Annotated in this window: 25 protein-coding genes and 2 pseudogenes; 11 read left to right on the top strand and 16 right to left on the bottom strand. The window is 73.8% G+C overall.

Annotated features, from left to right (window positions below):
- Positions 1-8: 8 nt before the first annotated feature.
- The 7 genes from J4N02_RS06530 to hrcA form a co-directional block, all read right to left on the bottom strand.
- The gene (locus J4N02_RS06530; RefSeq protein ID WP_182814937.1) at positions 9-704 is read right to left on the bottom strand and encodes a hypothetical protein; all 696 of its coding nucleotides are present in this window, start codon (positions 702-704) and stop codon (positions 9-11) included.
- Positions 701-2,218 (bottom strand): serine/threonine-protein kinase, encoded by a 1,518-nt coding sequence (locus J4N02_RS06525; protein ID WP_188333199.1) that lies wholly within the window; start codon positions 2,216-2,218, stop codon positions 701-703. Before J4N02_RS06525 ends, J4N02_RS06530 begins: the two co-directional genes overlap by 4 nt.
- Complete coding sequence (locus J4N02_RS06520) at positions 2,215-3,624, bottom strand: FHA domain-containing protein (protein ID WP_188333200.1); 1,410 nt, start codon at positions 3,622-3,624, stop codon at positions 2,215-2,217. Before J4N02_RS06520 ends, J4N02_RS06525 begins: the two co-directional genes overlap by 4 nt.
- Positions 3,621-4,394 carry a PP2C family serine/threonine-protein phosphatase gene (locus tag J4N02_RS06515; protein WP_188333201.1) on the bottom strand — a complete coding sequence of 258 codons (774 nt, stop codon included), beginning with the start codon at positions 4,392-4,394 and terminating at the stop codon, positions 3,621-3,623. Before J4N02_RS06515 ends, J4N02_RS06520 begins: the two co-directional genes overlap by 4 nt.
- Positions 4,395-4,505: 111 nt before the next feature.
- Positions 4,506-5,252, bottom strand: coding sequence for a 16S rRNA (uracil(1498)-N(3))-methyltransferase (locus J4N02_RS06510; protein WP_188333202.1), 747 nt, complete (start codon positions 5,250-5,252; stop codon positions 4,506-4,508).
- 43 nt (positions 5,253-5,295) lie between these two features.
- Positions 5,296-6,480, bottom strand: a complete 1,185-nt coding sequence (gene dnaJ, locus J4N02_RS06505) for a molecular chaperone DnaJ (RefSeq protein WP_188333203.1) — start codon at positions 6,478-6,480, stop codon at positions 5,296-5,298.
- Between the two features lie 19 nt (positions 6,481-6,499).
- Positions 6,500-7,525, bottom strand: coding sequence for a heat-inducible transcriptional repressor HrcA (gene hrcA, locus J4N02_RS06500; RefSeq protein ID WP_188333204.1), 1,026 nt, complete (start codon positions 7,523-7,525; stop codon positions 6,500-6,502).
- 88 nt (positions 7,526-7,613) lie between these two features.
- Here hrcA and J4N02_RS06495 point away from each other — a divergent pair, with 88 nt between their 5' ends.
- Both J4N02_RS06495 and J4N02_RS06490 read left to right on the top strand, forming a co-directional pair.
- The gene (locus tag J4N02_RS06495; protein WP_188333205.1) at positions 7,614-7,808 is read left to right on the top strand and encodes a DUF6191 domain-containing protein; all 195 of its coding nucleotides are present in this window, start codon (positions 7,614-7,616) and stop codon (positions 7,806-7,808) included.
- Positions 7,789-8,601: an MBL fold metallo-hydrolase gene (locus tag J4N02_RS06490; protein ID WP_188333206.1), complete on the top strand. Its 813-nt coding sequence runs from the start codon at positions 7,789-7,791 to the stop codon at positions 8,599-8,601. Before J4N02_RS06495 ends, J4N02_RS06490 begins: the two co-directional genes overlap by 20 nt.
- Before the next feature lie 9 nt (positions 8,602-8,610).
- Here J4N02_RS06490 and J4N02_RS06485 read toward each other — a convergent pair whose 3' ends face one another.
- The 3 genes from J4N02_RS06485 to hemW are packed head-to-tail and all read right to left on the bottom strand — an operon-like array spanning position 8,611 to position 11,475.
- Positions 8,611-9,372 carry an inositol monophosphatase gene (locus tag J4N02_RS06485; RefSeq protein ID WP_208091158.1) on the bottom strand — a complete coding sequence of 254 codons (762 nt, stop codon included), beginning with the start codon at positions 9,370-9,372 and terminating at the stop codon, positions 8,611-8,613.
- Complete coding sequence (locus J4N02_RS06480; protein ID WP_182814945.1) at positions 9,372-10,235, bottom strand: DUF3097 domain-containing protein; 864 nt, start codon at positions 10,233-10,235, stop codon at positions 9,372-9,374. The genes J4N02_RS06485 and J4N02_RS06480 overlap by 1 nt, the downstream gene beginning before the upstream one ends.
- A gap of 25 nt (positions 10,236-10,260) precedes the next feature.
- Positions 10,261-11,475: a radical SAM family heme chaperone HemW gene (gene hemW, locus J4N02_RS06475; RefSeq protein WP_188333207.1), complete on the bottom strand. Its 1,215-nt coding sequence runs from the start codon at positions 11,473-11,475 to the stop codon at positions 10,261-10,263.
- 41 nt (positions 11,476-11,516) lie between these two features.
- Between hemW and J4N02_RS06470 the strand changes: the two genes are divergently transcribed.
- Positions 11,517-12,296, top strand: a complete 780-nt coding sequence (locus tag J4N02_RS06470) for a DUF4037 domain-containing protein (protein ID WP_182814947.1) — start codon at positions 11,517-11,519, stop codon at positions 12,294-12,296.
- A 9-nt stretch (positions 12,297-12,305) separates the two neighbouring features.
- Here the strand turns inward: J4N02_RS06470 and J4N02_RS06465 are convergent, their stop codons facing one another.
- Positions 12,306-13,136 carry an S-methyl-5'-thioadenosine phosphorylase gene (locus tag J4N02_RS06465; RefSeq protein ID WP_188333208.1) on the bottom strand — a complete coding sequence of 277 codons (831 nt, stop codon included), beginning with the start codon at positions 13,134-13,136 and terminating at the stop codon, positions 12,306-12,308.
- Positions 13,137-13,162: 26 nt separating this feature from the next.
- On the opposite strand from J4N02_RS06465, the gene J4N02_RS06460 reads away from it, so the two are divergent.
- A complete protein-coding gene (locus J4N02_RS06460; RefSeq protein WP_188333209.1) occupies positions 13,163-13,312 on the top strand; it encodes a hypothetical protein in 150 nt (49 codons plus the stop codon).
- Here the strand turns inward: J4N02_RS06460 and J4N02_RS06455 are convergent.
- Positions 13,309-13,617 carry a YciI family protein gene (locus J4N02_RS06455; RefSeq protein WP_182814949.1) on the bottom strand — a complete coding sequence of 103 codons (309 nt, stop codon included), beginning with the start codon at positions 13,615-13,617 and terminating at the stop codon, positions 13,309-13,311. The genes J4N02_RS06460 and J4N02_RS06455 overlap by 4 nt on opposite strands.
- A 58-nt stretch (positions 13,618-13,675) precedes the next feature.
- On the opposite strand from J4N02_RS06455, the gene J4N02_RS06450 reads away from it, so the two are divergent.
- Positions 13,676-14,311: a rhomboid family intramembrane serine protease gene (locus J4N02_RS06450; RefSeq protein ID WP_182814950.1), complete on the top strand. Its 636-nt coding sequence runs from the start codon at positions 13,676-13,678 to the stop codon at positions 14,309-14,311.
- Positions 14,199-15,100 (top strand): annotated as a pseudogene (locus tag J4N02_RS17375) (isocitrate lyase/phosphoenolpyruvate mutase family protein). Before J4N02_RS06450 ends, J4N02_RS17375 begins: the two are co-directional and overlap by 113 nt.
- A 1-nt stretch (position 15,101) precedes the next feature.
- On the opposite strand, the gene lepA reads toward J4N02_RS17375, so the two are convergent.
- The 3 genes from lepA to holA all read right to left on the bottom strand — a co-directional run bounded on the left by lepA (position 15,102) and on the right by holA (position 18,392).
- A complete protein-coding gene (gene lepA, locus J4N02_RS06435; RefSeq protein WP_188333212.1) occupies positions 15,102-16,934 on the bottom strand; it encodes a translation elongation factor 4 in 1,833 nt (610 codons plus the stop codon).
- A 98-nt stretch (positions 16,935-17,032) separates the two neighbouring features.
- Positions 17,033-17,293: a 30S ribosomal protein S20 gene (gene rpsT / locus J4N02_RS06430; RefSeq protein ID WP_182814952.1), complete on the bottom strand. Its 261-nt coding sequence runs from the start codon at positions 17,291-17,293 to the stop codon at positions 17,033-17,035.
- A gap of 103 nt (positions 17,294-17,396) precedes the next feature.
- Positions 17,397-18,392 (bottom strand): DNA polymerase III subunit delta, encoded by a 996-nt coding sequence (holA, locus tag J4N02_RS06425; RefSeq protein WP_243760891.1) that lies wholly within the window; start codon positions 18,390-18,392, stop codon positions 17,397-17,399.
- 122 nt (positions 18,393-18,514) lie between these two features.
- On the opposite strand from holA, the pseudogene J4N02_RS06420 reads away from it, so the two are divergent.
- The 5 genes and pseudogenes from J4N02_RS06420 to J4N02_RS06400 form a co-directional block, all read left to right on the top strand.
- A pseudogene (locus J4N02_RS06420) lies at positions 18,515-20,080 on the top strand (DUF6807 family protein); the annotation flags it as partial.
- Between the two features lie 293 nt (positions 20,081-20,373).
- Positions 20,374-21,354: a LacI family DNA-binding transcriptional regulator gene (locus J4N02_RS06415; RefSeq protein ID WP_243760890.1), complete on the top strand. Its 981-nt coding sequence runs from the start codon at positions 20,374-20,376 to the stop codon at positions 21,352-21,354.
- A gap of 93 nt (positions 21,355-21,447) precedes the next feature.
- Entirely contained in the window at positions 21,448-22,608 is a 1,161-nt protein-coding gene (locus J4N02_RS06410) for a Gfo/Idh/MocA family protein (RefSeq protein WP_188333216.1), read from the top strand.
- Complete coding sequence (locus J4N02_RS06405) at positions 22,605-23,474, top strand: sugar phosphate isomerase/epimerase (protein WP_188333217.1); 870 nt, start codon at positions 22,605-22,607, stop codon at positions 23,472-23,474. The genes J4N02_RS06410 and J4N02_RS06405 overlap by 4 nt, the downstream gene beginning before the upstream one ends.
- Positions 23,475-23,488: 14 nt before the next feature.
- On the top strand, positions 23,489-23,977 hold the full coding sequence (locus J4N02_RS06400) for a histidine phosphatase family protein (RefSeq protein WP_182814958.1): 489 nt from the start codon (positions 23,489-23,491) through the stop codon (positions 23,975-23,977).
- A gap of 16 nt (positions 23,978-23,993) precedes the next feature.
- Here J4N02_RS06400 and J4N02_RS06395 read toward each other — a convergent pair whose 3' ends face one another.
- Positions 23,994-26,333 (bottom strand): ComEC/Rec2 family competence protein, encoded by a 2,340-nt coding sequence (locus J4N02_RS06395; RefSeq protein ID WP_188333218.1) that lies wholly within the window; start codon positions 26,331-26,333, stop codon positions 23,994-23,996.
- Between the last annotated feature and the right edge of the window lies 1 nt (position 26,334).

The following is a 26,334-nucleotide window of genomic DNA, read 5'->3' as shown; positions in this document are numbered from 1 at the left end:
TCTCCTTGTCAGGCTACAGGGGGCAACAGCTCGAGGTCGTCGGACGTCACGATCCGGGAGGCCATGGCGTACTCGACCAGCCGCGCCTTGCGTGACGTGGCGAGCTTGGCCGCCCCCCCGTGGAGGCCGCGCACGCCCTGGTCGGCCAGCTTGGCGCACACGGCGTCCAGCTTGCGGTTGAACTTGGTGACCGGCCAGCCGAGGCGGGCGGCCGCGGCCGCCGACTGCGGCACCGACCCGGCCCCGCGGTCGCCGCGGCGCAGCACGTCCTCGCAGAGGGCGACGACGAGCAGCTTCTGCTCGGGCGTGAGCGTGATCCGGCCGATGGTGGCCGACCCGTCGGGGACGGACTCGGCGTCCAGCGGCGTCAGCAGCGACTCCGCCAGGTGCAGCTCGAACTCGTACGTGGTCGAGCCGGCGGTGAACCACACCACGGTGTGGGTGAAGACCAGCGGCAGGGACGCCCCGGGCGCGAGCCAGGCCTGCACCCGGCCCTCGTCGTGGCTGACCGTGGCCGTGAGCTGGGTGCCGACGTTGTTGAGCCACCACAGCCCGCTGGCCCAGGTCACGGAGAGGAACTGGCGGTGCAGGAACGCGTTCTCGTCGTCGACGACGAGGTCGGCCTCCCGGCCGATCGTGAAGGGCACCTCCGGGTCGGGGTGGTAGATCTCGCCCAGGAAGTCGATGGTCAGGGGGTGGGTCATCCGCATGCCTCCGGTGAGTACTCGGCCTGGTATCCGCTGCCGTCCTCGCGCATGACCTTGACCTGCGCGCAGGACCGCTCGGCGGACTCGACGGTGAGGGTGGCCCCGGTCACGGACCGCGGCTCGCCGCCGTCGACGACGACGAGGAAGTGGTCGTCGGGCAGCGCGTGGTCGTAGGTCCAGGTGAACGTGACCGCGTCGCCGGAACGGGTCGCGACCACCTCGGCCGCGCCGGGGGCCGGCATCGCGCGCCCCAGCTCGGGCGGCGGGACGGACCCGGTGGGGGCCGGGTCGGGGCCGGTGCGTCCGGGGCCGGCGAGCTGCAGGGCGACGACCACGACCAGCCCGAGGACCAGGGCGCCGACGGTCAGGAGGGCACCGCGGCCGATCCGGGGCCGGGGCTGCGCCTCCTCGCCCTGGGGGGCTCCCCCGTCGGCGGCCGGGCGCAGGTGGGTGTCGGGGTCGGCCTCGCGGCCCACGCCGCGCGGCGAGGTCAGGTCGGCGCGCAGCTGGGTCGCCTCGCGGACGCTGGGGTTCTTGGCCACGACGGGCGCACGCGCCTCGGTCGCATCGACGACGGGCGCCACCTGCTGGGGCTTCAGCCGGGTCGCGTCGGGGACCGGCAGCGCGTCGGCGACGCGCATCGTGGTGTCGTCGGCGGCCAGGACGATCTCGGTGCGCGTGAGGCGGAGCTCCTGCTCGATCGCCTGCAGTGAGCGCGCGAAGGCGAGCATGGACGCCGGGCGCACGTTGGGCTCCTTGGCCAGGGCCGCGCGCAGGAGCCGGTCGAGGGACGCGGGCACGTCGGTGCGCCCCGTGGAGGGTGCCGGGACGTCGCGGATGCGCTTCATCAGCGCGTACGTCGAGTTGTCCCCGCCGGGCTGCTCGAAGGGCGAGCGGCCCACGAGGAGGTGCCACAGCGTGGCGGCCAGCGAGTACACGTCGGAGCGGACGGTCGCCGGGCCGGAGGCGTACAGGGTCTCGACCGGCGACCACGGGACGGAGACGCCCGCGTCGTCGTCGGCGGCCTCGCTCATGTGGGAGGCGATGCCGAAGTCGGTCAGCCCGGGCGTGCCGTACTGGCTGGTCAGGATGTTCGCCGGCTTGATGTCGCGGTGGAGCAGGCCGGCCCGGTGCGCGGTCTCGACCGCTGAGCTGATCTGGATGCCGATGCGCAGCACCTCGGCGACGCTGAACCGCTCGCGCTTGGCCCGCTCGGCCAGCGAGGCCTGCGGGTAGTACATCATCACGAGGTAGGGGCGCCCCTCGGCCGTCGCGCCGGCCTCGTACACCGGGACGATGTTCGGGTGCTCGAGCAGGGCCATGGCGTTGGCCTCGGCGGCGAAGCGGTCCTGGTCGGCGGTGCTGGACGCCGCGACCTTCATGACCTTCACCGCCACGCGCCGCGCCGGCATGCGCTGCTCGTAGAGGAAGACGTCGGCGTAGCCCCCGGACCCCAGCCGGCGCACGTGCGCCAGCCCGGGGATCTGCGGGGCCACCGGGGTCTGGGTCACGCACCCGCCTCGTAGGTGACGTCGAACACGCCGGCGAGCACGATGCGGGTGCCGGGCTCGATGGAGAGCTGCTCGTGGGCGCGCAGCAGGACCGGGTCGCTGCCGGGGAGCGCCACCTCGGTGCCGTTGGTCGACCCCAGGTCGCGCACCAGCACGTGCCACGCGTCGAGGCGCACCTCGAGGTGCTGGCTCGAGACGTCGCGGTCGGGGTCGTCGATGCGGACGAGGTGGGGCTGCTCCCCCGTCCAACCCTGCGGCAGGCGCGGGTTGCGGCCCAAGACGGCGCCGCGCTCGAGCGCCACCACGTCGCCGTTGGCCAGCCGGAGGACGCCGAGGCTGGGGCGGGGCACCTCGACGGGCTGCTGCCCGGTCAGGTGCGTGCCGCACACGCGGCAGGTCGTGGCGTGCACCGGGTTGGCGTGGCCGTCGGGGCACTGCACGGCCACGACGAGCGTCTCCCCGCCGGCGCCCTGCCGGAGGGCGCCCACGTCGGTCGTGTCGTAGGCCGGGGTGGGCTCGTCGGCCGGCTCCGGCTCGGGGCGGGGCTGCGGAGGCGCGGGCGGGGCGTCCTCGTCGAAGGACCACGGCAGCGCCGAGATGATGCCCTCGCCGCCGGCGGCGCCCGCTTCCTCGGGGACGGGGCCCGTCAGGGGCGAGGCCAGCGTCAGGCCGCCCGCGCCCACCGGCTCGGGCTCGCGCTCCGGGTCCGGCTCCGCCTCGGGCAGGGGCTCGGGGTCGGGCAGCACCGCGGGCTCGGTCTCCGGGTCGAGGTCGGGTTCGGGGGCCAGGTCGGGCTCGGGCGCCAGCTCCGGCTCGGGCGCGAGGTCGGGTTCCGGGGCCAGGGCGAGGTCGGGCTCGAGGGCCGCCTCGACCTCGGACGCCGGCTCCTCCTCCGCGGCGAGCTCGGGGGCCTCCTCGGGCTCGGGCTCGTCGTCGGGCTCGGGATCGGTCGTCGGCACGGGCTCGGCCGGGACGGGGAGGGGGTCGGTGCCGAAGCCGAGCGCGGAGGCGAGCACCATGCCGCCGGCCAGCGGCAGCGTGCGCGGGTCCGCGTCGGGGGTGACGAGGCGGACCCGGTCGACACCGGTCCAGGTCGACTCGGCCCAGAGCCCGCCGGGCCCCGAGGACGCCTCGTGGTCGGGCCCGACCGCGCGGCACCCGCCGCGGACGAGCACGCGCGCGCCGTCCTCGCCGAGCTCGGCCAGGCCGAAGGTCTCCACCGCGCGCAGCCCGCGGCTGACGAGCACGTCGAGCACGGCGTCCAGCGTGGGGGCGCCGCCGGCGACCACGGCCGCCACGCGGGCGACCAGCTCGTCGTCGGTGGGCAGGTCGACCAAGACGGCGAGCCGGTCGGTGGCGAAGCCGACCAGGCCGCCCGGGGCGTAGGAGAACGGCCAGGCGCTCATGCGGGGACCTCCTTGGGGCGGGGGTTGGTGGTGCCGAGTTCGGGGTCGTCGCCCTCGACGTTGACCACGATCGCGGTGATGTTGTCGCGGCCGCCGCCGCGGATCGCGGCCTCGACCAGGGCCTCGGCGGCCAGGCCGGGATCGGGCGAGGCGGCGAGGATGTCGTGGATCACGGGGTCGTCCAGCTCGCCGTTGAGGCCGTCGGAGCAGACCAGGAAGCGCTCGCCGGGGGTCTGGGGCAGCAGCCACAGGTCGACCTGCGGCGCGTCGGGCTGCCCGAGGCTGCGCGTGACGATGTTGCGGGCGCGGTGCGTGCGCGCCTGCTCGGGCGTGATCACGCCCTCGAGGATGAGCTCCTCCGCCTCGGAGTGGTCGACCGTGGCGCGGGCCAGCGTGCCGTCGGCGTAGCGGTAGACCCGGCTGTCACCGACGTTGAACACCGCCCAGTGGTCGGCCCCGCCCACGCTGACGACGGCGACCCCGGTGACCGTGCTGCCCAGGCCCCGGACGGCGGGGTTGGCGTGCCCGTGGGCGAGGATGCGCTCGTTGACGTCGTGCAGGGCCGCGACGAGGTCGCCGGGGCGCAGGGCGGGCCGGTCGTCGAGGGGGCGCAGCCCGTCGATGACCATGGCGCTGGCGGTGTCGCCCGCGGCGTGCCCGCCCATCCCGTCCGCGACGGCCCACAGACGCTCCCCCACCAGCACGCTGTCCTCGTTGTGGTGGCGCACGCGCCCCACGTCACTGCGGTGCCCGCTGGTGACGGTCAGCATCAGGCCAGGTCCTCCCTCGCGCCTGTCGGGGGTGCGGCGCTCGGTCGAGCATAGCTGTGGGGCGGGACGCTCCTCGACCCGCGGACGGCACCTGGGGAGTGCTCCCCGGCCTCACTTGGGCTGGCTGACCCGCTTCTGGAAGGCCTGCAGCTGGGCCAGGGCCACCGTCCCGGCGGTCGAGGTGCGCAGGACGCCGTCGCTCACCAGCAGCTGCTGGGCGCCGGCCGCCTCGAAGGTCGCGACCTCCTCGTCGGTCAGCCCGCCCTCGGGGCCGATGATGATCAGGACGTCGCCCTCCTCGGGCAGGTCGAAGTGCCGCAGCGTCAGCTCGGCCCCCTCGTGGAGGATGAACGTGACCGCCATGGTCGGGATCAGCTCGACCAGCTCACGCGTCTTCATCGCGGAGGTGATGATGGGCACGCGCAGGCGGCGGCTCTGCTTGGTGGCCTCGCGGGCGGTCGTCCGCCAGCGGCCCAGCTGACGCTCCTCGCGGTCGTGGGTCCACTTCACCACCGAGCGGCTCGACTGCCACGGGATGATCCGGTCGATGCCGAGCTCGGTGAGCATCTCGACGGCCAGCTCCGCCCGGTCGCCCTTCGCCAGGGCCTGCACGGCGTGGTAGCGGATGGGGGCCTCGGGGCTGGTCAGCACCTCCGCCACCTCGAGCGTCACCGAGGCACGGTCGGTCGCGGTGACCTCGCCGCGCACGCCGGTCCCGGCGCCGTCGGCGACCATGATCGTCTCCCCCACCCGGATGCGGCGCACCGCGGCGGCGTGGCGTCCCTCGTCGCCGTCGACGGTCACGGTGTCGCCCACCTGCGGGGAGTGCAGGTCGGCCAGGAACAGGGCTTCGGTCATGTCTCCTCGGCTCGCTCGGGTGCTCGGTGGTGCGTGCTCGGCGTCAGTCCGCGAAGGCGTCCTTCAGGCGGCTGAAGAAGCCCTTGTTCGTGGCGCCGCGCGACACCGTCGCCTCGGGACGGGTCTCGCCGCGCGCCTCGGCCAGCTTGCGCAGGAGGTCGCGTTGGGTCTCGTCCAGCGACTGCGGTGTCTGCACCAACAGCGTAACGCCGAGGTCGCCGCGTCCGGCGCCACGCAGCCGCGGCACGCCGCGACCCGTCACGACCAGGCGCGTGCCCGACTGCGTCCCGGCCGGGACCTCCAGCCGCACGCGGGACTCCTCCTCGACGGCGCCCTCGACGTCGGCCTCGAGCGTGTCGATCCAGACCTCGGTGCCCAGGGCGGCCGCCGTCATGGGCAGGCGCGCCACCATCTCGAGGTTGTCGCCGTCGCGCTTGAACACGTCGTGGTTGCTGACCGACAGCTCGACGTAGAGGTCGCCCGACGGACCGCCGCCGGGGCCGACCTCGCCCTGGCTGTCGAGGTGCACGCGGTTGCCGGTGCTCACGCCCGCGGGGATCTTGACGTTGATCGTGCGCGTGGAGCGCACGCGGCCCTCGCCGGAGCACTCGCCGCAGGGGTGCGGGATCGTCGTGCCGTAGCCGCGGCAGGTCGGGCACGGCTGGACCGTGCGGATGTCGCCCAGGAACGAGCGCTGCACCGTCTGCACGTCGCCGGCGCCGTGGCAGGTGCCGCACGTGACCGGCTCGGTGCCGTCGGCCGCGCCCTTGCCCGTGCAGGTGGGGCAGATGACGGCGGTGTCGACGCGGATCGGCTTGGTCGTCCCGAACGCCGCCTCGGCCAGGGTCAGGTTGAGCCGCACGAGGGCGTCCTGCCCCTTGCGGACCCGGCTGCGCGGACCGCGCGAGCCCTGCGCGCCGAACATGGCGTCGAAGAGTCCGCCGACGTCGAAGCCGGCCGCCCCGCCGGGGCCGAATCCGCCGAAACCGCCGGGGCCGAAGCCACCGCCGCCGCGCATCGGGTCGCCGCCGAGGTCGTACATCTGCCGCTTCTTGTCGTCGGACAGCACGGCGTAGGCCTCGCCGATCTCCTTGAACTTCTCCGCCGAGGCGGGGTCGTCGGCCACGTCGGGGTGGTACTTCATCGCGAGCTTGCGGTACGCCTTCTTGACCTGCTCGGCAGTCGCGTCCCGGGGCACGCCCAGGACCTCGTAGTAGTCGCTCAACATGTTCCTTTGGTGTGCGGGATCAGGCTTCGGCGAGGAACCGGCCAACGTACCGTGCGACAGCGCGCACGGAGGCGATGGCCGAAGGGTAGTCCATACGGGTGGGGCCCACGATGCCCAGCGTGGCCCAGGCGCGCTCGTCGGTGCCGTAGCCCGACGCCACGACCGAGGTGGCCTGCAGCGGCGCGTAGGGGTTCTCGTGCCCGATCCGCACGGTCACGTCGGTGGGCGAGGTGGCCTCGCCCAGCAGGCGCAGCAGGACGACCTGCTCCTCCAGGGCCTCGAGCACCGGCTTGACGGTGGTCTCGAACTGGTCGCCGAACCGGGTCAGGTTGGGCACGCCGGCGACGGCGACGCGGGCGCCGGGGTCGTCGGTCACGATGTCGAGCAGGGCGGCCACGATCGTGGCCGCGAGGCCGGACGCCGCGGGCGGCAGCTGGTCGGTGAACGTGGCCAGCCGGTCGACGGCCTCGCGGGGCGTGGCCCCGACGAGCAGATCGGCGAGCCGGCCCCGGACGAGCGCGAGGTCGTCGTCGTGCCGGTCGCCCTCGGGCGGGAGCACGACGAGGCGCTGCTCGACCGCACCGGTGGCGCTGACGCACATCACCAGGCCGCGGTCGGCGCCCAGGCGGAGCACCTCGACGTGGCGGATGACCATGCTCGACAGCACCGGGTACTGGACGATCGCGACCTGGCGGGTGATCTGCGCCAGCAGGGCCACCGTGCGGCGCACGACGTCGTCGACGTCGAGGGCACCGGCCATGAACTGGGTGATCGCGCGCTTCTCGGCCGAGGTCAGCGGCTTGACCGTGGACAGGCGGTCGACGAACAGCCGATAGCCCTTGTCGGTGGGGATGCGGCCCGCGCTGGTGTGGGGCTGCGTGATGTAGCCCTCCTCCTCCAGCGCCGCCATGTCGTTGCGGACCGTCGCCGGGGACACGTTGAGGTTGTGCCGCTCGACCAGGGCACGGGAGCCGACGGGTTCCTGGCTCGAGACGTAGTCGGTGACGATCGCGCGCAGGATCGCGAGCTTGCGGTCATCCAGCATGCCGTCACCCCCTCTACTCGACTGGCACTCGCCACGGCTGAGTGCCAGCTTAGCTGCCCGTCGATCGCGTTGCGTGTCACCATGGCCCATGACCTTCATCGAGATCTTCGACCCGGGCATGCGACACATGCGCCACCAGAAGGAGCTGGAGAAGGTGCTCGTCGTGGACCAGAAGAAGGGTGGCCGCGGACGTCGGCCCGACGACCTCGACTCGGGCTCGATCACCATCGAGCTGCCCGCGCCCCGCGAGGTAGGTTGGCCCGGTGGAGTTCAGCCTGAGTGAGTTCGAACCGGTCGGCGACCGCGTGCACGTCGCGGTGGCCGAGCCCGAGGGGGTGAACGTCGGCCTCGTCGTGGGGTCGACCGGGGCCCTCCTCGTCGACACCGGCAGCTCCCCCGAGCAGGGCCGCGCCATCCGGGCCGCGGCCGAAGCCGTGGCCGGGGGCGTGGCCGGGGGCGTCCCCCTGACCCACGTCGTCGTCACGCACGCCCACTATGACCACGTCGGCGGCCTCGCCGCGTTCGGGGACCTGGTCACCCTCGGCCACGAGCACCTGGCCCGCGCCTGCGCGGAGGGCACCCCAGCGCCGTCGCAGACGTTCGCGATGGCGTCCGCGGTCAACCTGGGCGACTGCCACGTCGAGCTGGCCCACTTCGGCCGCGGTCACACCGACCACGACGTGGTCGCCGTGGTGCCCGGGCGCAAGGTGGCCTTCCTCGGCGACCTGCTCGAGACCTCCGCCGAGCCGTCCGCCGGCACCGACTCGTGGCCCGGCGAGTGGGGCGCCTCCCTGGACTGGGTGGCCGGCATGCTGCCCCGCGACTGCGTGATCATCCCCGGGCACGGGCCGGCGCTGAACATGGACGGCGCCGGCACGCAGCGGGGCGAGATGCAGTGGCTGCACGAGCGCGCGCAGGCGCTGTACCACGCGGGCAGGGGTGCGGCCGGCGCGTGGGCTCCCGACTGGCCGTGGCCGCAGGAGCCGGCCGAGCAGTTCGTCGCGCAGGCGATCACCCGCATGCGCGAGGCCGGGCGGCCACGCCAGCGCCCGACGCTGCCGCTGATCAACCGCTGAGCGGGCCCCTCAGGGGGCGAGCCGGCGCGACGCCAGCTCCACGACCTCGGGCGAGGCCCCGACCGTCAGCATCCTCCCGGTGACCCCGGGCGCGTAGGCGCGCCCGTCGACGCACGCCGCCCCGCCCAGCTCGGTCACCATGAGCGTGCCCGCGAGGTGGTCCCAGGGGTGGATCGAGCGGTACGCCAGCCCGTGCAGCTCCCCGCGCGCGAGCGCCGGGTAGTCGATCGCGCACGAGCCGCGCGTCGGGCGCAGCCGCAGGCCGGGCGCCCGGGTGGGCCGCAGGCGCGGCCACACGGCGACCTCCCACGGGCCGGGCCCCGGGTCGAGCCGGGCCAGCGGCGTCCCGTTGCAGGTGACGCCGGCGCCGCGCTCGACGAGGTAGAGGGCGTCGTGGAGCGGCTGCCAGATCCAGCCGCGGGTGGCCTCCCCGCGCCGGACCTCGGCGACCATGACGCCGAAGTCGTGGGTGCCCGCGGCGAAGTTGCGGGTGCCGTCGACCGGGTCGACGACCCAGGCGTGCTCGGCGTCGGGCAGCGCGCGCAGGGCGGTCGGGTCGGCGAAGGAGGCCTCCTCCCCCACCACCAACGCGCCCGGGGTGGCCCGGCCGAAGGCGGCGGTGAGCTCCGCCTCCGCCTCGCGGTCGGCGACGGTGACGACGTCGCCGGGGCGCTTCTGGATCACCTCGTGGCTCGCCAGCGCCCGGAATCGCGGCAGGATCACCCGCTCGCAGACGTCCCGGATGAGGTCGGCGACCTCGTCGGTGCGCATCAGGACTCCCGGTCGAGGTGGTCCTCGGTGACGAAGTCGATCAGCTTCTCGACCTCGGTGAGCAGGCGCGGGTCGAGGTCCTTCCAGCCGGTGACGCTGCCGAGGATCCGCTTCCAGCCGGAGGCGACGTCGGCCTGGTCGGTGTGCGGCCAGCCGAGGGCGGCCAGCGTGCCCTTCTTCCAGTCGGTGCCGCGCGGGATGTCCGGCCACGCGGTCAGCCCGACGCGGGCGGGCTTCACCGCGGCCCAGATGTCGATGTACTCGTGGCCGGTCACGAAGACGTGCTCGCCGGTGACCTGCGCGACGATGCGCGACTCCTTGCTGCCGGGCACGAGGTGGTCGACGAGCACGCCGAGCCGGCGTCCACGGCCGGGCGCGAAGTCGGCGACGATCGCGGGCAGGTCGTCGATGCCGCCGAGGTACTCCACGACGACGCCGACGTGGCGCAGGTCGGCGCCCCAGACCTTCTCGACGAGTTCGGCGTCGTGGCGTCCCTCGACGTAGATCCGGCTGGGCAGCGCGACCTTGGCCTTCTCGGCGGGCCCGACCCGCGAGCCGGACGCCGTGTGCGTGCGGTTGTACTGCTGGGCCCGGTCGCGGGCGGTGGGCGCCGGACGGGCCGGGGCGGTCAGGTCGACCGGCTTGCCGTCGAGCCAGAAGTTGGGGCCGAACGGGAAGCTGCGCCGCTTGCCCTTGCGGTCCTCGAGGATGACGACGCCGTTCTCCCAGCCGACGACGGCGCCGACGAAGCCCGAGGTGGGCTCCTCGAGCACCATGTCGCGCTCGACGGGGGTCTTGGTGGCCGTGGGCCGGTTGGCCTGCTGCCAGCCCTTGGCCAGGACGTCGGAGGAGTAGCGGTTCACGCCCGACACCCTACGTCGGGCGCGCTCAGCCGAGGAGTTCCCGCACCGCGGCGTCGGCGAGGAGGCGGCCGTCGTCGGTGACGGCGACCCGGTCGTCCCACACGTGCAGCCACCCGCGGGAGGCGAGGTCGGGCACCCGGGCCGCCTCGGCGTCCGTGAGCACGGCCCGGGGCAGGCCCTCGCGCAGGCGCAGTTCCAGCAGGATGCGCTCGATCCGCCGGTCCTCGGCGGTGAGGCGCTCGCGACCCGCGGCCGGCGAGAACCCGTCGGCGAGGCGTCCGGCGTAGGTGCGCGGGTGCTTGACGTTCCAGAACCGGACGCCGCCCACGTGGCTGTGCGCGCCGGGGCCGAAGCCCCACCAGTCGTCGCCGCGCCAGTAGGCGAGGTTGTGGCGGCAGGCGTGGCCGGGGCGCGCCCAGTTCGAGACCTCGTACCACTCCAGCCCCGCCTGCCGGAGCAGGGTGTCGGCCACCTCGTACTTGTCGGCGAGGTCGTCCTCGTCGGGCAGGGGCACCTCGCCGCGGCGGACGCGTGCGGCGAAGCGGGTGCCGTCCTCGACGATGAGCGAGTAGGCGCTGAGGTGGTCGGGCTCGGCGGTCAGGGCGTCCTCGACGGTGGCTCGCCAGTCGTCGAGCGTCTCGGTCGGGGTGCCGTAGATGAGGTCGAGGCTGGCCGAGGAGAAGCCCGCCTCGCGGGCCCAGCGCACGGCCTCCAGCGCGCGGCCGGGGGTGTGGGTGCGCTCCAGCATCCGCAGCACGTGCGGCGCCGAGGACTGCATGCCGAACGAGATGCGCGTGAACCCGGCCTCGACCAGCCGTTCGAGGGAGGCGGGGGTCACCGAGTCGGGGTTGGCCTCGGTCGTCACCTCGGCGTCGGGGGCGAGGCCGAACTCGTCGCGGAGCCGGGCCAGGATCCCGCCCTGCTCGGCCGGGTCGAGCAGCGTCGGGGTGCCGCCGCCGAAGAAGACGGTGGCGAACGGGGGCGGGTCGCCCAGTACGCCCCGGGCCAGGGCGACCTCACGGGCCACCGATTCGAGGTAGGCCTCCCGGGACGCCCCGGGCGCCGACCCCAGCTCGGCCGCGGTGTAGGTGTTGAAGTCACAGTAGCCGCAGCGCGTGGCGCAGAACGGCACGTGCACGTACGCCGACAGCCCGCGCGCCCCGACCTCGGCGAGTGCGGACGCCGGCAGGGCCCCGTCGTCGGGGGCCGGCTCGCCGTCGGGCAGCGCGGAAGGAGTCACGCACGCACTGTAGGCGACCCGGGGCACGTTAGGTTGGGCGCATGCCCGCCCCGAGCACCGACGACCAGATCGCGCACGCCCTGCTCCGGATCCCCGGCGTCCGCGCCGTGCTGCTGGGCGGCTCCCGCGCCACGGGGGTCGCCGACGCGGCGTCCGACACCGATCTGTATGCGCTGCGCAGCGGCCCCCCCGCCCCCGAGGGCGTGCGCGCGGGCGTCCTGGCCCCGTTCGCCGACGGCGGCACCGTCACCCACGACGACACGTGGGGCGTCGAGGACCGCCTGCACCACGACGGGCGTCTGGTCGAGGTCATGCACTTCGACCTCGCCGAGTTCCGGGTCGACGAGGCGTTCGACCCCGGCCTGGATCCCAACGGCTACACGACCGCGTTCCTGCACACGCTGGCCCGTGGCGTCCCGTTGGCGGACCCGTACGGCGACCTGACCCGCCGCCGGGCGCGGCTGGCCACCTATCCCGAGGCGACCGCGCACCGGATCCTCGGCGGCACGCGGACCGAGCTGGCGGGCTACCTCGAGCAACTGCGGAAGGCGCAGAAGCGTCGCGACTGGGCCTCGGTCGTCCACCGGCGGGCGGCCTTCCAGACGGCGTGGTTCGACGCCCTGTTCGCCCTCAACCGCGCGTACCACCCCGGCGAGAAGCGCCTCCTCGACCACGCGGATGGGCTGGGCACCCGGGTCGCCGACCAGCGGACCCGCTGGGAGGCGGCCACCCTGCTCCAGGGCGACGACGCGGGGCTCCTGCCGCTGTTGACCACGCTCGCCGAGGACCTCTTCGGCCTCGTCGACGCCGACCGTCGCTGAACGTGCGGCTCAGGCGTCGAGCACGCGGACTCCGGCGCCAACCTCGGGCAGTGGGAACGGGAGCGGGATCCCGTCCAGCGCGTGGTGGCAGGTGCAGTCGCCGGTCGGCATGACCCCGACGGTGCGCAACAGGAGGGCCTTCAGGCGCTCGATGTTGCCGGCGAACACCTCGAGCACCTCGGCGTGGGTGACGCCCTCGTCGCCCTCGAGGCCGGCGTCCATGTCGGTGACGCACGCGACCGAGGTGAAGCACAGCGCCAGCTCGCGGGCCACGGACGCCTCGGGCATGCCGGTCATCCCCACCACCGACCAGCCGGCCGCCGAGTGCCACTGCGACTCCGCCCGGCTGGAGAACCGCGGGCCGTTGATCACGACGAGCGTGCCGCCGTCCACGAGCTCGGTGTCCGCGTCGGCTTGGCCCAGCACTGCGGCCCGGCCCCGCGCGCAGTAGGGGTCGGCGAACGGGACGTGGACGACGGGCCCCTCGGCCTCCCAGACCGTGTGGCCCGCGCGGTAGGTGCGGTCGACGACCTGGTCGGGCACGACGAAGGTGCCGGGCGTGAGGTGGTGCTGCAGCGAGCCCACCGCGCACGGGGCGAGGACCTGGGTCACGCCGACGGCCTTGAGGGCCCACAGGTTGGCGCGGTAGTTGACCGTGTGGGGGGCGTACTGGTGGCGCTCCCCGTGCCGGGGCAGGAACGCGACCCGGCGTCCGGCGACCTCACCGACCGTGAGCGGCCCCGACGGGGGCCCGAACGGGGTGTCGACCTCGACGCGCGTCGCATCGTCGAAGAACGAGTAGAAGCCGGACCCGCCGATGATGCCGATGTCAGCCTGCATGGCGGCCAGCGTAGTGGGGCTGGACCGTGTCCCTGGACCTGGCCGGTCCGGACGCCGCGATGACGATGTGCAACGTCGTGCCGGAGTCGGCCCTGGCGCAGCTGCCGCCCGACGCCCCGCCGGTCGAGGCCGGCCCCTACGACGTGATGGTCGCCCGCTGGGAGCCCCGGGACTAGTCGGAGACCTTCTCCAGCCAAGCGCCCAGCACGGGCTTCCAGCCGCGCACCTCGATGTTCGCGACGATCCCCTTCTGCTGGAACGGGTCGTCGGCCAACGCGGCCAGGACCTCGTCGGGGGTCTCGCCCCGCAGAACCAGCAGGCCCGCGTCGGGCTGACCCACGCCGGGCGCCATCGGGCCGGACAGCAGGAGGGTGCCCGTCTCGGCGAGCGTCGCCAGGAACGCCCGGTGGGCGGGGCGGTGCTCGGCGATGGCGTCGGGGTCGGCGATGTAGGTGTAGTTCACGACCAGCACGTTGTCCATGGCGGCAGCCTAGTGTCGACGGCGCGGGCGCCTTGGGTCGTCTGGGCACACTGGGGTCATGTCCCAGCAGTACGGATGGACCCCGCCCCCGCCCAGCTACGGCCGCGTGGCCGTGCCGCCCCCCGCCTCGACGCTGGCGCCCGCCCGCCCGACCCTCGGGTCGTCGGTCGTGTTCGTCGGTGGCTGGCTCGTGCTGCTGTGGGTGCTCGAGGCGCTCGACGTCGTGCTGCTCGGGGCCCTCGACGGCTTCGGCGTCAGCCCGCGCGTCATCGCCGAGCTACCGCAGGTGCTGACCGCGCCCTTCCTGCACTTCGGGTTCGAGCACCTGATGGCCAACTCGCTCCCCTTCCTCGTGCTGGGCGTGCTGGCGCGCATGGCCGGACGCCGTCCGTTCTGGGTCGCGACGCTCGCGTCGATCCTGGTGTCGGGGCTCTTCGCGTGGCTGCTGTCGGCCCCCAGCACGGTGACCGCGGGGGCGTCCGGCCTGGTGTTCGGCTGGCTGGCGTTCCTGCTGGTCCGCGGCCTGTTCAACCGCAACTGGAAGCAGATCCTCATCTCCGCGGCCGTGTTCGGCTTCTTCGGTGGCATGCTGTGGGGCGTGTTCCCGACCCTGCCCGGCGTCAGTTGGCAGGGCCACCTCGGCGGTGCCGTCGGCGGCGTGCTCGCCGCCTGGTGGCTGCAGCGGCGCGGCTGACCCTACGATCACGCGGGTGAGCTTCCTCGACCGCCACCGCCCCGGCGACCCCCTCGTCGCGCCGAACGCCTGGGACCTCGGCTCCGCGCGCGCCCTCGCCTCGCTCGGCTTCGCCGCCCTCGGCACGACGAGCAGCGGCCTGGGCGTGGCGCACGGGGTGCGCGACGGTGCGGTGGGGTGCGACGCGATGCTCGCCAATGCCCGGGCGATGGCGGAGGCGACAGGGTGGCCCGTCACCGTGGACCTGGAGGACGGCTACGCCCCCGACCCGGAGGGCGTGCGCGACACCTTCGGCGGGCCCGCGCGCTCGGGGTGGCCGGGGCGTCCATCGAGGACTGGGACGGCACCCGCTTCCGCGGCGTGGCCGAGGCGACCGAGCGTGTGGCCACGGCGATCGAGGCCTGCGGCGACGCGGTGGTGCTGACCGCGCGGGCCGACAACTACTTCCACGGGGTCGAGGACCTCGCCGACACGATCGCGCGCCTGCAATCCTTTGCGGACGCCGGCGCCCACGTCGTCTACGCCCCCGGCCTGCGCCGGGTGGAGGACGTCCGCGCGGTGGTGGCGTCCGTGGGCGTGCCGGTCAACGCCCTGCTGGTGCCCGGCGGGCCGACCGTCGCCGAGCTGGCCGAGGCCGGCGTGGCCCGGATCACGGTCGGTGGGTCCTTCGCCTTCTCGGCGCTGGGGGCTCTAGCCGAGCTGGCCACGCAGCTGCGCGACCACGGCACGCTCGACGGACGCCTGGCCGCGCTGGGCAAGCAGGCCGCCCGGGACGCCTTCCCGGCCTGAGCTACTTGGGCTCGCGCGACTCGCCGGTGGACAGCGCGGCGACGAACGCCTCCTGGGGGACCTCGACGCGCCCGACCATCTTCATGCGCTTCTTGCCCTCCTTCTGCTTCTCCAGCAGCTTGCGCTTGCGGCTGATGTCGCCGCCGTAGCACTTGGCGAGGACGTCCTTGCGCATCGCGCGCACGGTCTCGCGGGCGATCACGCGCGCGCCGACGGCAGCCTGGATCGGCACCTCGAACTGCTGGCGCGGGATGAGCTCCTTGAGCTTCTTGGCCATCGCCAGGCCGTAGCCGTAGGCGGCGTCCTTGTGCACGATCGAGCTGAACGCGTCGACGGGGTCGCCGTGCAGCAGGATGTCGACCTTGACCAGGTCGGAGACCTGCTCGCCGGCCTCGTCGTAGTCGAGGCTCGCGTAGCCCTTGGTGCGCGACTTGAGGGCGTCGAAGAAGTCGAACACGATCTCGGCCAGGGGCAGCGTGTAGCGGATCTCGACCCGGTCGGACGACAGGTAGTCCATGCCGGTCTGGGTGCCGCGGCGTTGCTGGCAGAGCTCGAGGATCGTGCCGATGTACTCGGTCGGGGTGAGGATGGTGGCCTTGACGACCGGCTCCCACACCTCGGCGATCTTGCCCTCGGGGTACTCGCTCGGATTGGTGACCTGGTGCTCGCTGCCGTCCTCCATGACCACGCGGTACACGACGTTGGGGGCGGTGGAGATGAGGTCGAGGTTGAACTCGCGCTCGAGCCGCTCGCGGACGATCTCCATGTGCAGCAGGCCGAGGAAGCCGATGCGGAAGCCGAAGCCCAGGGCGCCCGAGGTCTCGGGCTCGTAGGTGAGCGCGGCGTCGTTGAGCTGGAGCTTCTCCAGCGCCTCGCGCAGTTCGGGGAAGTCGGCGCCGTCGATCGGGTAGAGGCCGGCGTACACCATCGGGTTCGGGTGCTTGTACCCGCCGAGGGCGTCGGTGGCCGGCTTGTTCTGGGTGGTGATGGTGTCACCGACCCGGCTCTGGCGGACGTCCTTCACGCCGGTGATGAGGTAGCCCACCTCGCCGACGCCGATGGCCTTGGACGGGGTCGGCTCGGGCGAGATCACGCCCACCTCGAGGACCTCGTGCGTCGCCTTGGTCGACATCATCAGGATGCGCTCGCGGTGGTTGAGCTCGCCGTCGATCACGCGCACGTAGGTGACCACGCCGCGGTAGGTGTCGTAGACCGAGTCGAAGATCATCGCGCGGGCCGGGGCCTGGGCGTCACCGACGGGGGCGGGCACCTGGGCGACGATCGCGTCGAGCAGCTCGGGTACGCCCTCGCCCGTCTTGCCGGACACCCGGAACACGTCGTCGGGGTCGCACCCGACCAGGTTGGCGAGTTCCTCGGCGTACTTCTCGGGCTGCGCGCCGGGCAGGTCGATCTTGTTCAGCACCGGGATGATGTGCAGGTCGGCGCCCATGGCGAGGTAGAGGTTGGCCAGCGTCTGGGCCTCGATGCCCTGCGCGGCGTCGACCAGCAGGATGGCGCCCTCACAGGCGGCCAGCGAGCGGGAGACCTCGTAGGTGAAGTCCACGTGGCCGGGCGTGTCGATCATGTTGAGCACGTGGTCGGTGCCGTCGACCTGCCACGGCATGCGCACAGCCTGGCTCTTGATGGTGATGCCGCGCTCGCGCTCGATGTCCATCCGGTCGAGGTACTGGGCGCGCATCGACCGCTCGTCGACGACGCCGGTCAGCTGCAGCATGCGGTCGGCCAGGGTCGACTTCCCGTGGTCGATGTGGGCGATGATGCAGAAGTTCCGGATGATCGCCGGGTTCGTCCCACCCGGCTGCGGCGTCGTCACGCGGCGTTCCCTCTTTCGTGTTCGCCCATCTTCACATGGGTACGGCACGACGTCGCCCCGGCACCGGCAGCGGTGCGGGGCGACGTCGCAGGAGTTCGTCAGAGAGCGGCAGCGGCCGACGCGACGGCCGACTTGCGGTTCGCAGCCTGGTTGGCGTGGATGACGCCCTTGGTGGCGGCCTTGTCGAGCGCCTTGCACGCGACCTTGGCCAGCTCCTGGGCCTTCTCCACGTCACCCTCGGCCGCGGCCTCGCGGAACTTGCGAATGTGCGTCTTGAGAGCAGACTTCACGGCCTTGTTGCGCAGGCGCGCCTTCTCGTTCGTGAGGATCCGCTTCTTCTGGGACTTGATGTTCGCCACGGGCTAAGCCTTCAGTTCAGGTTGATGAATGAGGTGTGCGCCCACGCTGGGCGCGATTGAACAGCTTACCAGCCCACGGGGTCGCCCCAAAATCGTCGGCCGGTCAGCGCCCCATCCCCGAATCCGGACGCCGGCCGCGCAGCCCGGCAACTCCCATGACCATGCGCTCCAGGGCGAACGACGGGTCGGCCGCCTGCCCCTTGACGGCGGCGTCGGCCTCGGCCACGAGCTTGAGGGAGGAGGCCAGGCCCCGCGGCGTCCAGTCGCGCGAGCGCTGCACGATCTCCTTGACCTTGAAGGGCGGCACCCCGAGGTCGCGGGCGAGGTCGACGTCGCGCATCCGCTGGCCCACGAAGTCGGTGTACCGCCCCTGCGCGCGCAGCGCGTTGGCGAGCGCGGAGGTGACCAGCACGGGGGCGACGCCGGTCTCGAGCGCCCAGCGCAGCGCGCCGAGGGCCTCGTTGCGGCGGCCCGCCATCACGTGGTCGGCGACGGTGAAGCTCGTGACGTCGGCGCGGCCGGCGAAGTAGCGGCGCACCGCCGCCTCGCTGATCACCCGGTCGTCGGCGTCGGCGAGCAGCTGGCGCACCGCACCGGCGACCGCCCGCACGTCGGCGCCGAGCGCCTCGACCAGCCGGTCGGCGGTGGCCTTGTCGATCCGCCCGCCGAGCAGGCGCGCCTCGGCGGCGGCGAACTGGGGCAGCTCCCACGCCTTGATCGTGGGGCAGTCGACGACCTCGATGCGCGCCTTCTTGAGCTTGTCGAGCAGCCCCCTCCCCTTGACGCCGCCCGGGTGCACGAGCACGAGCGCCAGTTCCTCGGACGGGTCGGACACGAACGCCAGGACGGCGTCGAACAGGCCGGGGTCGAGGTCGGAGAGCTGCTGCACCACGACCACCGACTCCTCGGCGAACAACGAGCCGCCGGTCACCTCGGCCAGGCCGCCCGCGTCCAGGTCGCCCGCCTCCACCTTCGTCACCGACGCCGCGGGTCGCTCGGCCAGCGCCGCCCGGACGAGGCGTTCGACGGCCCGCTCGGCCAGCAGCGACTCGGGGCCGCTCACCAGCACCACGCGCCCGAAGAGGGGTTGGTCGTTCACGGGGTCCATCCTGCCAGCCCGCACCGACATTCCACCCGCCACCCCCTCCCCCGGGCCCGGTGCCCGGTGATAAGGTGTGGGAAAACGCATTCCCACCCGATTCCCCGGGGAGGACCATCCCGATGACCACCGTCGCACAGGTCGGCGTCCGCGGCTTCGGCCGCATCCACCTCCAGCGGATCGACCGCCTCGCAGGCCTCGGCAGGATCGACCTCGTGGCCACCGCCGACCCGGGCGGCCCGCCCGAGGACCGGGACCTGCCCTGGTACGACGGCCTCGACGCCCTGTTGGGTCGGCACGACGTCGACATCGTGAGCATCGCCACCCCGATCGGCACCCACGCGGCGCTGTCGACGGCGGCCATGGCCGCCGGTGCCCACGTGATGCTGGAGAAGCCCCCCGTCCCGTCCCTGCCCGAGTTCTGGCGGCTGCTGCGCACCGTCAAGGAGACCGGGAGGGCGCTGCAGGTCGGGTTCCAGAGCCTCGGGTCCGCCGGCGTCCCGCGCATGCGCGCCCTGCTCACCGACGGCACCCTCGGCGAGGTCACCGGCATCAACGCCCGGGGCGCCTGGGTCCGCGACCGCGCCTACTACGGCCGGGCCGCCTGGGCCGGCAAGCGCACCGTCGGCGGCCAACGGGTGGCCGACGGCGTGGTCACCAACCCCCTCGCGCACGCGATCGCCACCGCGCTGGCCATCGCCGGGGCAACCGGCATCGACGACCTCGTGTCCGTGACCACCGAGATGTACCACGCCCACGCGATCGAGGCCGACGACACCTCCTTCGTCCGGATCGACCTGGCGGAGGGTCCCCCGATCTGCGCCGCCCTCACGCTGTGCGCCACCGAGCAGGTCGACCCCACCGTCTCCCTGGTGGGCACCCGCGGAACGGCGGAGTTCTCCTACACCACCGACGAGCTCATCCTGACCGTGGACGGGGAGACGACCCGCGAGACCTTCGGGCGCACGGACCTCCTCGAGAACCTCGTCGACCACCTCACCGACGGCACCCCCCTGCTCGTCCCCCTGGAGGAGACCGTCGGGTTCACGTGCGTGCTCGAGGCGACCCAGGACCGGACCGCCCCCGTCGCCCTCGACCCCGCGCACGTCGCCTGGGTCGGCGAGGACGACGCGGCGCACCCCGTCGTCGATGGCATCGAGCACTGGCTGGACGAGGCCCTGCGCACCCAGCGGGGGTTCCTCGCCGCCGGCGCGCCGTGGGGCGACCCCGAGGCCACTCGGGTCTGGCGCCCCTGTACCCCGCTCGCGACGCTGGCGCTCGACGGGGCCACGCTCGCCGAGTACGTCGACGGCACCGACATCATCCCCACCTCCAGCCCCCGCCCCTACCTGCACCGGGTGCGGACGCCGGCCGGCGTCCGGGTGAGCGAGAGCCACCCAGCCGACCACGACTGGCACTGCGGCCTGTCCTTCACCATGCAGGACGTCAACGGCGTGAACTTCTGGGGCGGGCGCACGTACGTCCGCGGCCGCGGGTACACGTGGCTCGGCGACCAGGGTGCGATCACCCACCACCGCTGGCTCGAGCGCTCCCCCGGGCACCTGGCGCAGGAGCTCGTCTGGGCCGGCCCGATCGTCGAACCCCTCGAGCACCCCATCGACCCCGTGGAGCTCCTCGAGACCCGCACGCTGGACTGGTCGCGGCCCGACGAGCACGTCTGGGTGCTGGACGCCGACCTGCTCCTGCTTGGTAGTGCATCCAGCTTCTTCGCTGGGAAGCGCTTACCGGAAACAGTAACTCCGGTCTGCACGGTCGTCAAGGAGTTTTCTGAGACTGGCAACTGGAAGGCTCGCGGGAGATTCCCGCCCGCCCCCCGTCCCGCAGTCGTCGCGCCCCCTGTCCTCCGGCGTCCATCCGTGGTAAGCGTTTCCTTGTCCAGCACGTCCACCAGGAGGCGACCATGGCACGGAGGCAGCGCGGCAGCTCCCCCACCCTCAGCGACGTCGCACGCCACGCGGGGGTGTCGCTGGCCACCGCGTCCCGGGCGATCAACGGCTCCTCCACCCGCACGGTCGGCGAGGACCTGGCCGACCGCGTGCGCGAGGCGGCGCGGGAACTGGGTTACGCGCCCGACGCCAACGCCCAGGCGATGGCGCGGGGCGCGACCCAGACCATCGGCGTCGTGGTCCACGACCTGACCGACCCCTACTTCGCCGCGATCGCCGACGGGATGGCCACGGCGGCCCGCGAGGGTCGCCTGTTCATGACCCTGGCAACAACCGGCAACAACATCGACGCGCTCAGCGACGTGGTCTCGTCACTGGACTCGATGCGCGTGCGGGCGATCATCCTCGTGGGCGCACGCTGGAAGGACGACGACCTGGCCGACACCCTGGGCGCCGCGGCCAGCCGCTACATCAACCGCGGGGGCCGCCTGGTCACGATCGGCATGGAGCTGCCCGGCATGGACGGCGTCATCGTGGAGAACGCCAAGGGGTCCGCGCAGCTCGCCGAGCACCTTTTCACCCTGGGCTACCGCCGACCGCTCGTGCTCGTCGGGCCGGTGCGGCACTCCACCGCCGCTGCCCGCAGTTCGGCGTTCGTCGACCGCATGGCCGAGCTCGGCGTGGAGGTCGACGAGTCGAACCAGATCTCGTCGGACCTCACGCGCGGCGGCGGCGAGGTCGCGATGCGCCTGGCGCTGGAGAGCGGGCTCGACTTCGACGTCGTGGTGGCCACGAGCGACGTGATGGCGCTGGGCGCCCTCCACGAGGCCCGCCGCTCCGGCGTGCGCATCCCCGAGGACGCCGGCCTCACCGGCTTCGGCGACATCACGTCGTTGCGCGACGTCCAACCGGGCCTGACCACCGTGCGGGTCCCCACCGACCAGCTCGCCACGCTCGCCCTCGACCTGGCCCTCAACGGCCCCGGGGACGGGACGGGCAGCCAGGTCGTGTCGGTCACGCCGGTCGTCCGGGACTCCACCCCTCCGCGCACCTGAGGGTGCGCGACCCCTTGACGGGGGAACGGCCCGGTGTGTACTTTCATGGAAAGCGCATTCCCACCGTTGATGCCTGTCAGGAGAGGACCTCCCATGGGAACCAAGAAGCTCACCATCGCCATGAACGGCATCACCGGCCGCATGGGTTACCGCCAGCACCTGGTGCGTTCGATCCTGCCGCTGCGTGAGGAGGGCCTCGAGCTGCCCGACGGCACGCGCATCGAGGTCGAGCCGATCCTGGTGGGCCGCCGTCCGGACGCCGTGGCCGAGATCGCCGAGCGGCACGGGGTGGAGCGCTGGGAGACCGACCTGGACAAGGTCCTGGCCGACGACGGCGTGGACATCTACTTCGACGCCCAGCTGACCAACCTGCGCCGCGCCGCCCTCACCAAGGCCATGGAGGCGGGCAAGCACATCTTCACCGAGAAGCCGACCGCGGAGACGCTGGAGGAGGCAGTCGAGCTGGAGCGCGTGCGCGCCCGGGCCGGGGTCAACGCCGGCGTCGTCCACGACAAGCTCTACCTCCCGGGCCTGGTCAAGCTCCGTCGCCTGGTCGAGGAGGGCTTCTTCGGCCGCATCCTGTCCCTGCGCGGCGAGTTCGGCTACTGGGTCTTCGAGGGCGACCACCAGCCCGCGCAGCGCCCCAGCTGGAACTACCGCAAGGAGGACGGCGGCGGCATGACCATCGACATGTTCTGCCACTGGAACTACGTCATGGAGGGCATCATCGGTCGGGTCGAGGCCGTCACCGCCAAGGCCGTCACCCACATCCCCACCCGGTGGGACGAGCAGGGCCGGGCCTACGACGCCACCGCCGACGACGCCGCCTACGGGATCTTCGAGCTCCGGACGCCCGACGGCGACCCGGTCATCGGCCAGATCAACAGCTCCTGGGCCGTCCGCGTCTTCCGCGACGAGCTCGTGGAGTTCCAGGTCGACGGCACCCACGGCTCCGCCGTCGCGGGCCTGTTCAACTGCCGCGCCCAGCAGCGCGGCCACACGCCCAAGCCCGTGTGGAACCCCGACCTGCCCACCACCGAGAAGTTCCGCGACCAGTGGATGGACGTCCCGGCCAACGCCGAGCTCCCCAACGGATTCCGCGCGCAGTGGGAGGAGTTCCTGGCCGACGTCGTGAACGACCGCCCGCACCGCTTCGACCTGATGTCCGCAGCCCGCGGCGTCCAGCTCGCGGAGCTGGGCCTGAAGAGCTCGGCCGAGGGTCGCCGCATCGCGATCGAGGACCTGCAGGCGTGAGCACGCACCGGTTGTCGCTGAACACGGCGACCACGAAGCACTGGACCCTGGCCGAGGCCCTCGACGGCGCCGTGGCCGCCGGCATCGGGGCGGTCGGGCTGTGGCGCGACCGCGTCGCCGAGGCGGGCCTCGACAACGCCGCCCGCATGGTCGCCGAGCGGGGCCTGCGCGTCTCCTCGCTGTGCCGTGGGGGCTTCCTGACGGCCACGACGGCGGATGGGATCGAGGCCGCGCTGGCCGACAACCGCGCCGCGATCGTCGAGGCGGCCACCCTGGGCACGCGGGAGCTCATCATGGTCGTCGGCGGGCTTCCCGCCGCGCCGGGCCCCGAGCAACCGGCCATCCCCGACGGGGACCGCGACCTGGTCGCGGCCCGGCAGCGGGTCATCGACCGGCTGGGCGACCTCGTGGGGTTCGCGGGCGAGCAGGACGTCCGCCTTGTTCTGGAGCCCCTGCACCCGCTGTTCGCGGCCGACAGGGCCGTGCTCAGCACCCTCGGGCAGTGCCTCGACATCGCGGCGTCCTTCGACGCCCACGACGTGGGCGTGGTGGTGGACACCTACCACGTGTGGTGGGACCCCCAGCTCGGCGACATGGTCCGCCGTGCCGGAGCGGAGGGGCGCATCGCGTCCTACCAGGTCTGCGACTGGATCCTGCCGCTGGCCCCCGTCGCGCTGAACTCGCGCGGGCACGTGGGCGACGGGTACGTCGACTTCGCCACCATCACCCGCTGGGTGTCCGAGGCCGGGTACACCGGCGACATCGAGGTCGAGATCTTCAACGAGGAGATCTGGGCGACGCCCGGCGAGCAGACCCTCGCGACCTTGGTGGAGCGCCACGGCCGGTACATCGAGCCGCATCTCTGATTAGGGTGGGGCGCATGAAGCGCGTCTACCTGATCCGCCACGGCGAGGCCGAGTTCATGGGGCGCGGCGTGCGCGGCGACCACGGGCGGGAGCTCACGCCCGAGGGGCACGAGCAGGCCCGCCACCTCGGCGAACTGCTGGCCGACGCCGGCATCCAGGTCGTGCTCGCCTCGACCGCCGACCGGGCCGCCCAGACCGCCCACGGCATGGGCCTGGACGCCGAGGTGCGCCTGGTCGAGGACCTCTACCACGCGGGCACGGTCGGCCTGCTCCGCGAGTTGGGCACCCTCGACGAGGGCGTCGCGGCGGCCGCCGTGGTCGCCCACGCCCCGGGCGTCCCCGCGCTGGTGGATGCGCTGGCCGGGCCCGACCCCGACCCCCGCGCCGCGGCGGCGGCGCTGCACCACTACCCCACCGCCATGGCGGCCGGCATCGAGTTCTCCGGCGCCTGGTCCGAGCTCGAGGTGGTCCCCTCCCGGCTGTTCTGGGCCGAGCGGGGCTGAGCCACCTCCCCGGGCCCTACCGCTGGGTCGTCACCACCAGGCCTCCGTCCGGGGACCGCGCCACCGCCACCGCGCCCCGCTGGTCTGTCCGGAACACGGCCGCACCGGTGACCTCCACCGAGCGGAGCGTCCGGGCCGCCGGGTGGCCGTAGTCGTTGCCCTCCCCCACGCTCACCAGCGCCACCTCCGGACGCGCCGCGGCGATGAACCCCGGCGCATGCCGGCCGCTCCCGTGGTGCGGGACGAGCAGGACGTCCACGTCCAGCACATCCCCCAGCGCGACGTGACGCCCCTGGGCCCCCTCCTCCGCGTCCCCGGCCAGCAGGATGCTGACTCCCCCAACGTCGGCGCGCAGCAGCAACGACGCGTCGTTCTCGGCCGACGACTCGCCCTCGCCGGCGACCAGGTCCCGGGCCAGGCCCGGTGCCGCGAGCACCTCGACGCGGGCGGCGCCGATCGCCCAGGCCGAGCCCGCGGCGGCCGGTCCCAGCCGGGCCTCCGGCAGGGCGACGGCCAACCCCGCCTGCGCAGCCGGCGCTGCGCCGGGGGACGTCGCGACGACCGCCACACCCCGGTCGGCCAGGGCGGGGATGCCCCCCACGTGGTCGGCGTGCAGGTGCGTGAGCAGCAGGAGCGGGACGTGGGTGACGCCCAGCTGGTCGAGGCAGCGCCGCAGGAGGCCCGGGTCGGGCCCGGTGTCGACGAGGACCGCCTGCCCGGGCGCGACCGCGACGAGGGTCGCGTCGCCCTGCCCCACGTCGCAGGAGGCCACCGCCCAGGCGCGGGGCGGCCATCCCGGTGGGGTGGGCGTCCGGGCCAGGGCCACGACCACCACCGCGGCGATCCCGAGGGCCAGCCAGGGGCGCACCAGGACCCGGGGCGCGAGCAGCACCAGCACCACGCACCCGAGGACCACCACGGCCAGCGACGCCGGGGTCACCGGCCACGGCACTGCGGCGCCGGGGAGTGCCTCGCCGAGGCGCGCGGTCCACGCGATGCCCTGGGCGAACCACCCGGCGCCCCAGGCGGGTGCGAGGGCGAGCGGCAGCGGGAGGGGGCCGAGCAGCGTGGCGGCCAACCCGAGCACGGTCGCGGGCCCGACCATCGGCCCGGCCACCAGGTTCGCGAGCACCGAGACCACGCTGACCTGCCCCGAGAGGTACACCACGACCGGTTCGGTCGCCACCTGCGCGGCCAGGGGCACCGCGAGCGCCTCGGCGCACCAGCGCGGCATCCAGCGTGCCAGCAGGGCGGTCCACGCGCCGGCCCAGCGCAGCAGCCCGAACGTGGCCAGCACGGAGAGGGCGAACCCGAGCGAGCGCGCCATGGCGGGCTCGGCCAGCACCACGGCGACCATGGCCACGCCCAGGAACCGCAGGCCCTGGCGCCCTCGGCCCGCCCGGCCCAGCGCCGCGAGCCCGACCAGGCCCATCGCAGCGGCCCGCAGCACGCTGGGTTCACCCAGGCAGAGAACGACGAACCCGGCCACGCCCGCGACCAGCACTCCGTTCAGCCACCGCCCGCGCAGGCCGCAGCCGACCGCCAGCGCGCGCAGGAACCCGAGCAGGAGCGTCAGGTTCGCCCCGCTGACGGCGGTCAGGTGGGTGAGGCCGGTGACGACGAACCGGTCGCGCATCTCGGTGGTCATGCCCGTGACGTCACCCACGACCAAGGCCGGGACCAGCGCCCTCGGCTCCGGCCACAGGCCCGCGCACGCCACCACCAGGCCGCGCCGCAGCGCCCCGACGGCGGCCGCGACGGGGTCGGGCGGGGCGACCTCCTCCGGCCGGTCGGTGGCGCGCAGTTCGGCGGCCAGCCCGCTGCCCGGTTCCGCCGGACCCAGCCGGACCGCCGCCCGCACGGTGGTCCCCATCGGGACACCCGCCCACGCCGCGGCCAGGTCGCCGGTCGCCCGCACCTGCACGGACGCGCCGCTGCGCCACACCCCGTCGCGGGCCTCGACGTGCACCAGCTGGGCGGAGCCGCGCCACAGGCCGGGCCGGGTCCCGGACGGCGCCCACAGGCGCCCGTTTCCCGAGACCCGGACGTCGACCACGGCGCTCGCCCCGTCGGCCACGAGGCCGGTCAGCGGGTCGGCCGCCTGCGCCGCGGCCCGGGCGCCCCCGGTCACCACGCACACGGCAGCCAGACCGACGACGGCGGCGAGGAACCAGTCGCAGCGCCGCCACGCGAGCAGTCCTACCCCCGCGGTGAGCAGGGCGGTCAGGGCCAGCACCCGCTGGTCCCCCGAGGTCGCCAACCCCATGGCCGCCCACGCCACCACCCCCAGGACGAGCACCTGCGTGGCGCCCCGGTCGCCACCGGCCCCGCCCTGGTCCTCTTCGTGCGACGCCACG

It is taken from the genome of Propioniciclava sp. MC1595, assembly GCF_017569205.1.
Taxonomy (GTDB): Bacteria; Actinomycetota; Actinomycetes; order Propionibacteriales; family Propionibacteriaceae; genus Propioniciclava.
The sequence above is the reverse complement of the archived record's forward strand: the minus strand, read 5'-3'. Positions and strand labels throughout refer to the sequence as shown.

Coding starts and splice junctions, on each gene's coding strand:
- J4N02_RS06530 (WP_182814937.1), bottom strand. CDS start 704: ATGACCCACCCCCTGACCATCGACTTCCTGGGCGAGATCTACCACCCC.
- J4N02_RS06520 (WP_188333200.1), bottom strand. CDS start 3,624: ATGAGCGCCTGGCCGTTCTCCTACGCCCCGGGCGGCCTGGTCGGCTTC.
- J4N02_RS06515 (WP_188333201.1), bottom strand. CDS start 4,394: ATGCTGACCGTCACCAGCGGGCACCGCAGTGACGTGGGGCGCGTGCGC.
- J4N02_RS06510 (WP_188333202.1), bottom strand. CDS start 5,252: ATGACCGAAGCCCTGTTCCTGGCCGACCTGCACTCCCCGCAGGTGGGC.
- dnaJ (WP_188333203.1), bottom strand. CDS start 6,480: ATGTTGAGCGACTACTACGAGGTCCTGGGCGTGCCCCGGGACGCGACT.
- hrcA (WP_188333204.1), bottom strand. CDS start 7,525: ATGCTGGATGACCGCAAGCTCGCGATCCTGCGCGCGATCGTCACCGAC.
- J4N02_RS06495 (WP_188333205.1), top strand. CDS start 7,614: ATGACCTTCATCGAGATCTTCGACCCGGGCATGCGACACATGCGCCAC.
- J4N02_RS06485 (WP_208091158.1), bottom strand. CDS start 9,372: ATGCGCACCGACGAGGTCGCCGACCTCATCCGGGACGTCTGCGAGCGG.
- J4N02_RS06470 (WP_182814947.1), top strand. CDS start 11,517: ATGCCCGCCCCGAGCACCGACGACCAGATCGCGCACGCCCTGCTCCGG.
- J4N02_RS06465 (WP_188333208.1), bottom strand. CDS start 13,136: ATGCAGGCTGACATCGGCATCATCGGCGGGTCCGGCTTCTACTCGTTC.
- J4N02_RS06455 (WP_182814949.1), bottom strand. CDS start 13,617: ATGGACAACGTGCTGGTCGTGAACTACACCTACATCGCCGACCCCGAC.
- J4N02_RS06450 (WP_182814950.1), top strand. CDS start 13,676: ATGTCCCAGCAGTACGGATGGACCCCGCCCCCGCCCAGCTACGGCCGC.
- J4N02_RS06410 (WP_188333216.1), top strand. CDS start 21,448: ATGGGAACCAAGAAGCTCACCATCGCCATGAACGGCATCACCGGCCGC.
- J4N02_RS06400 (WP_182814958.1), top strand. CDS start 23,489: ATGAAGCGCGTCTACCTGATCCGCCACGGCGAGGCCGAGTTCATGGGG.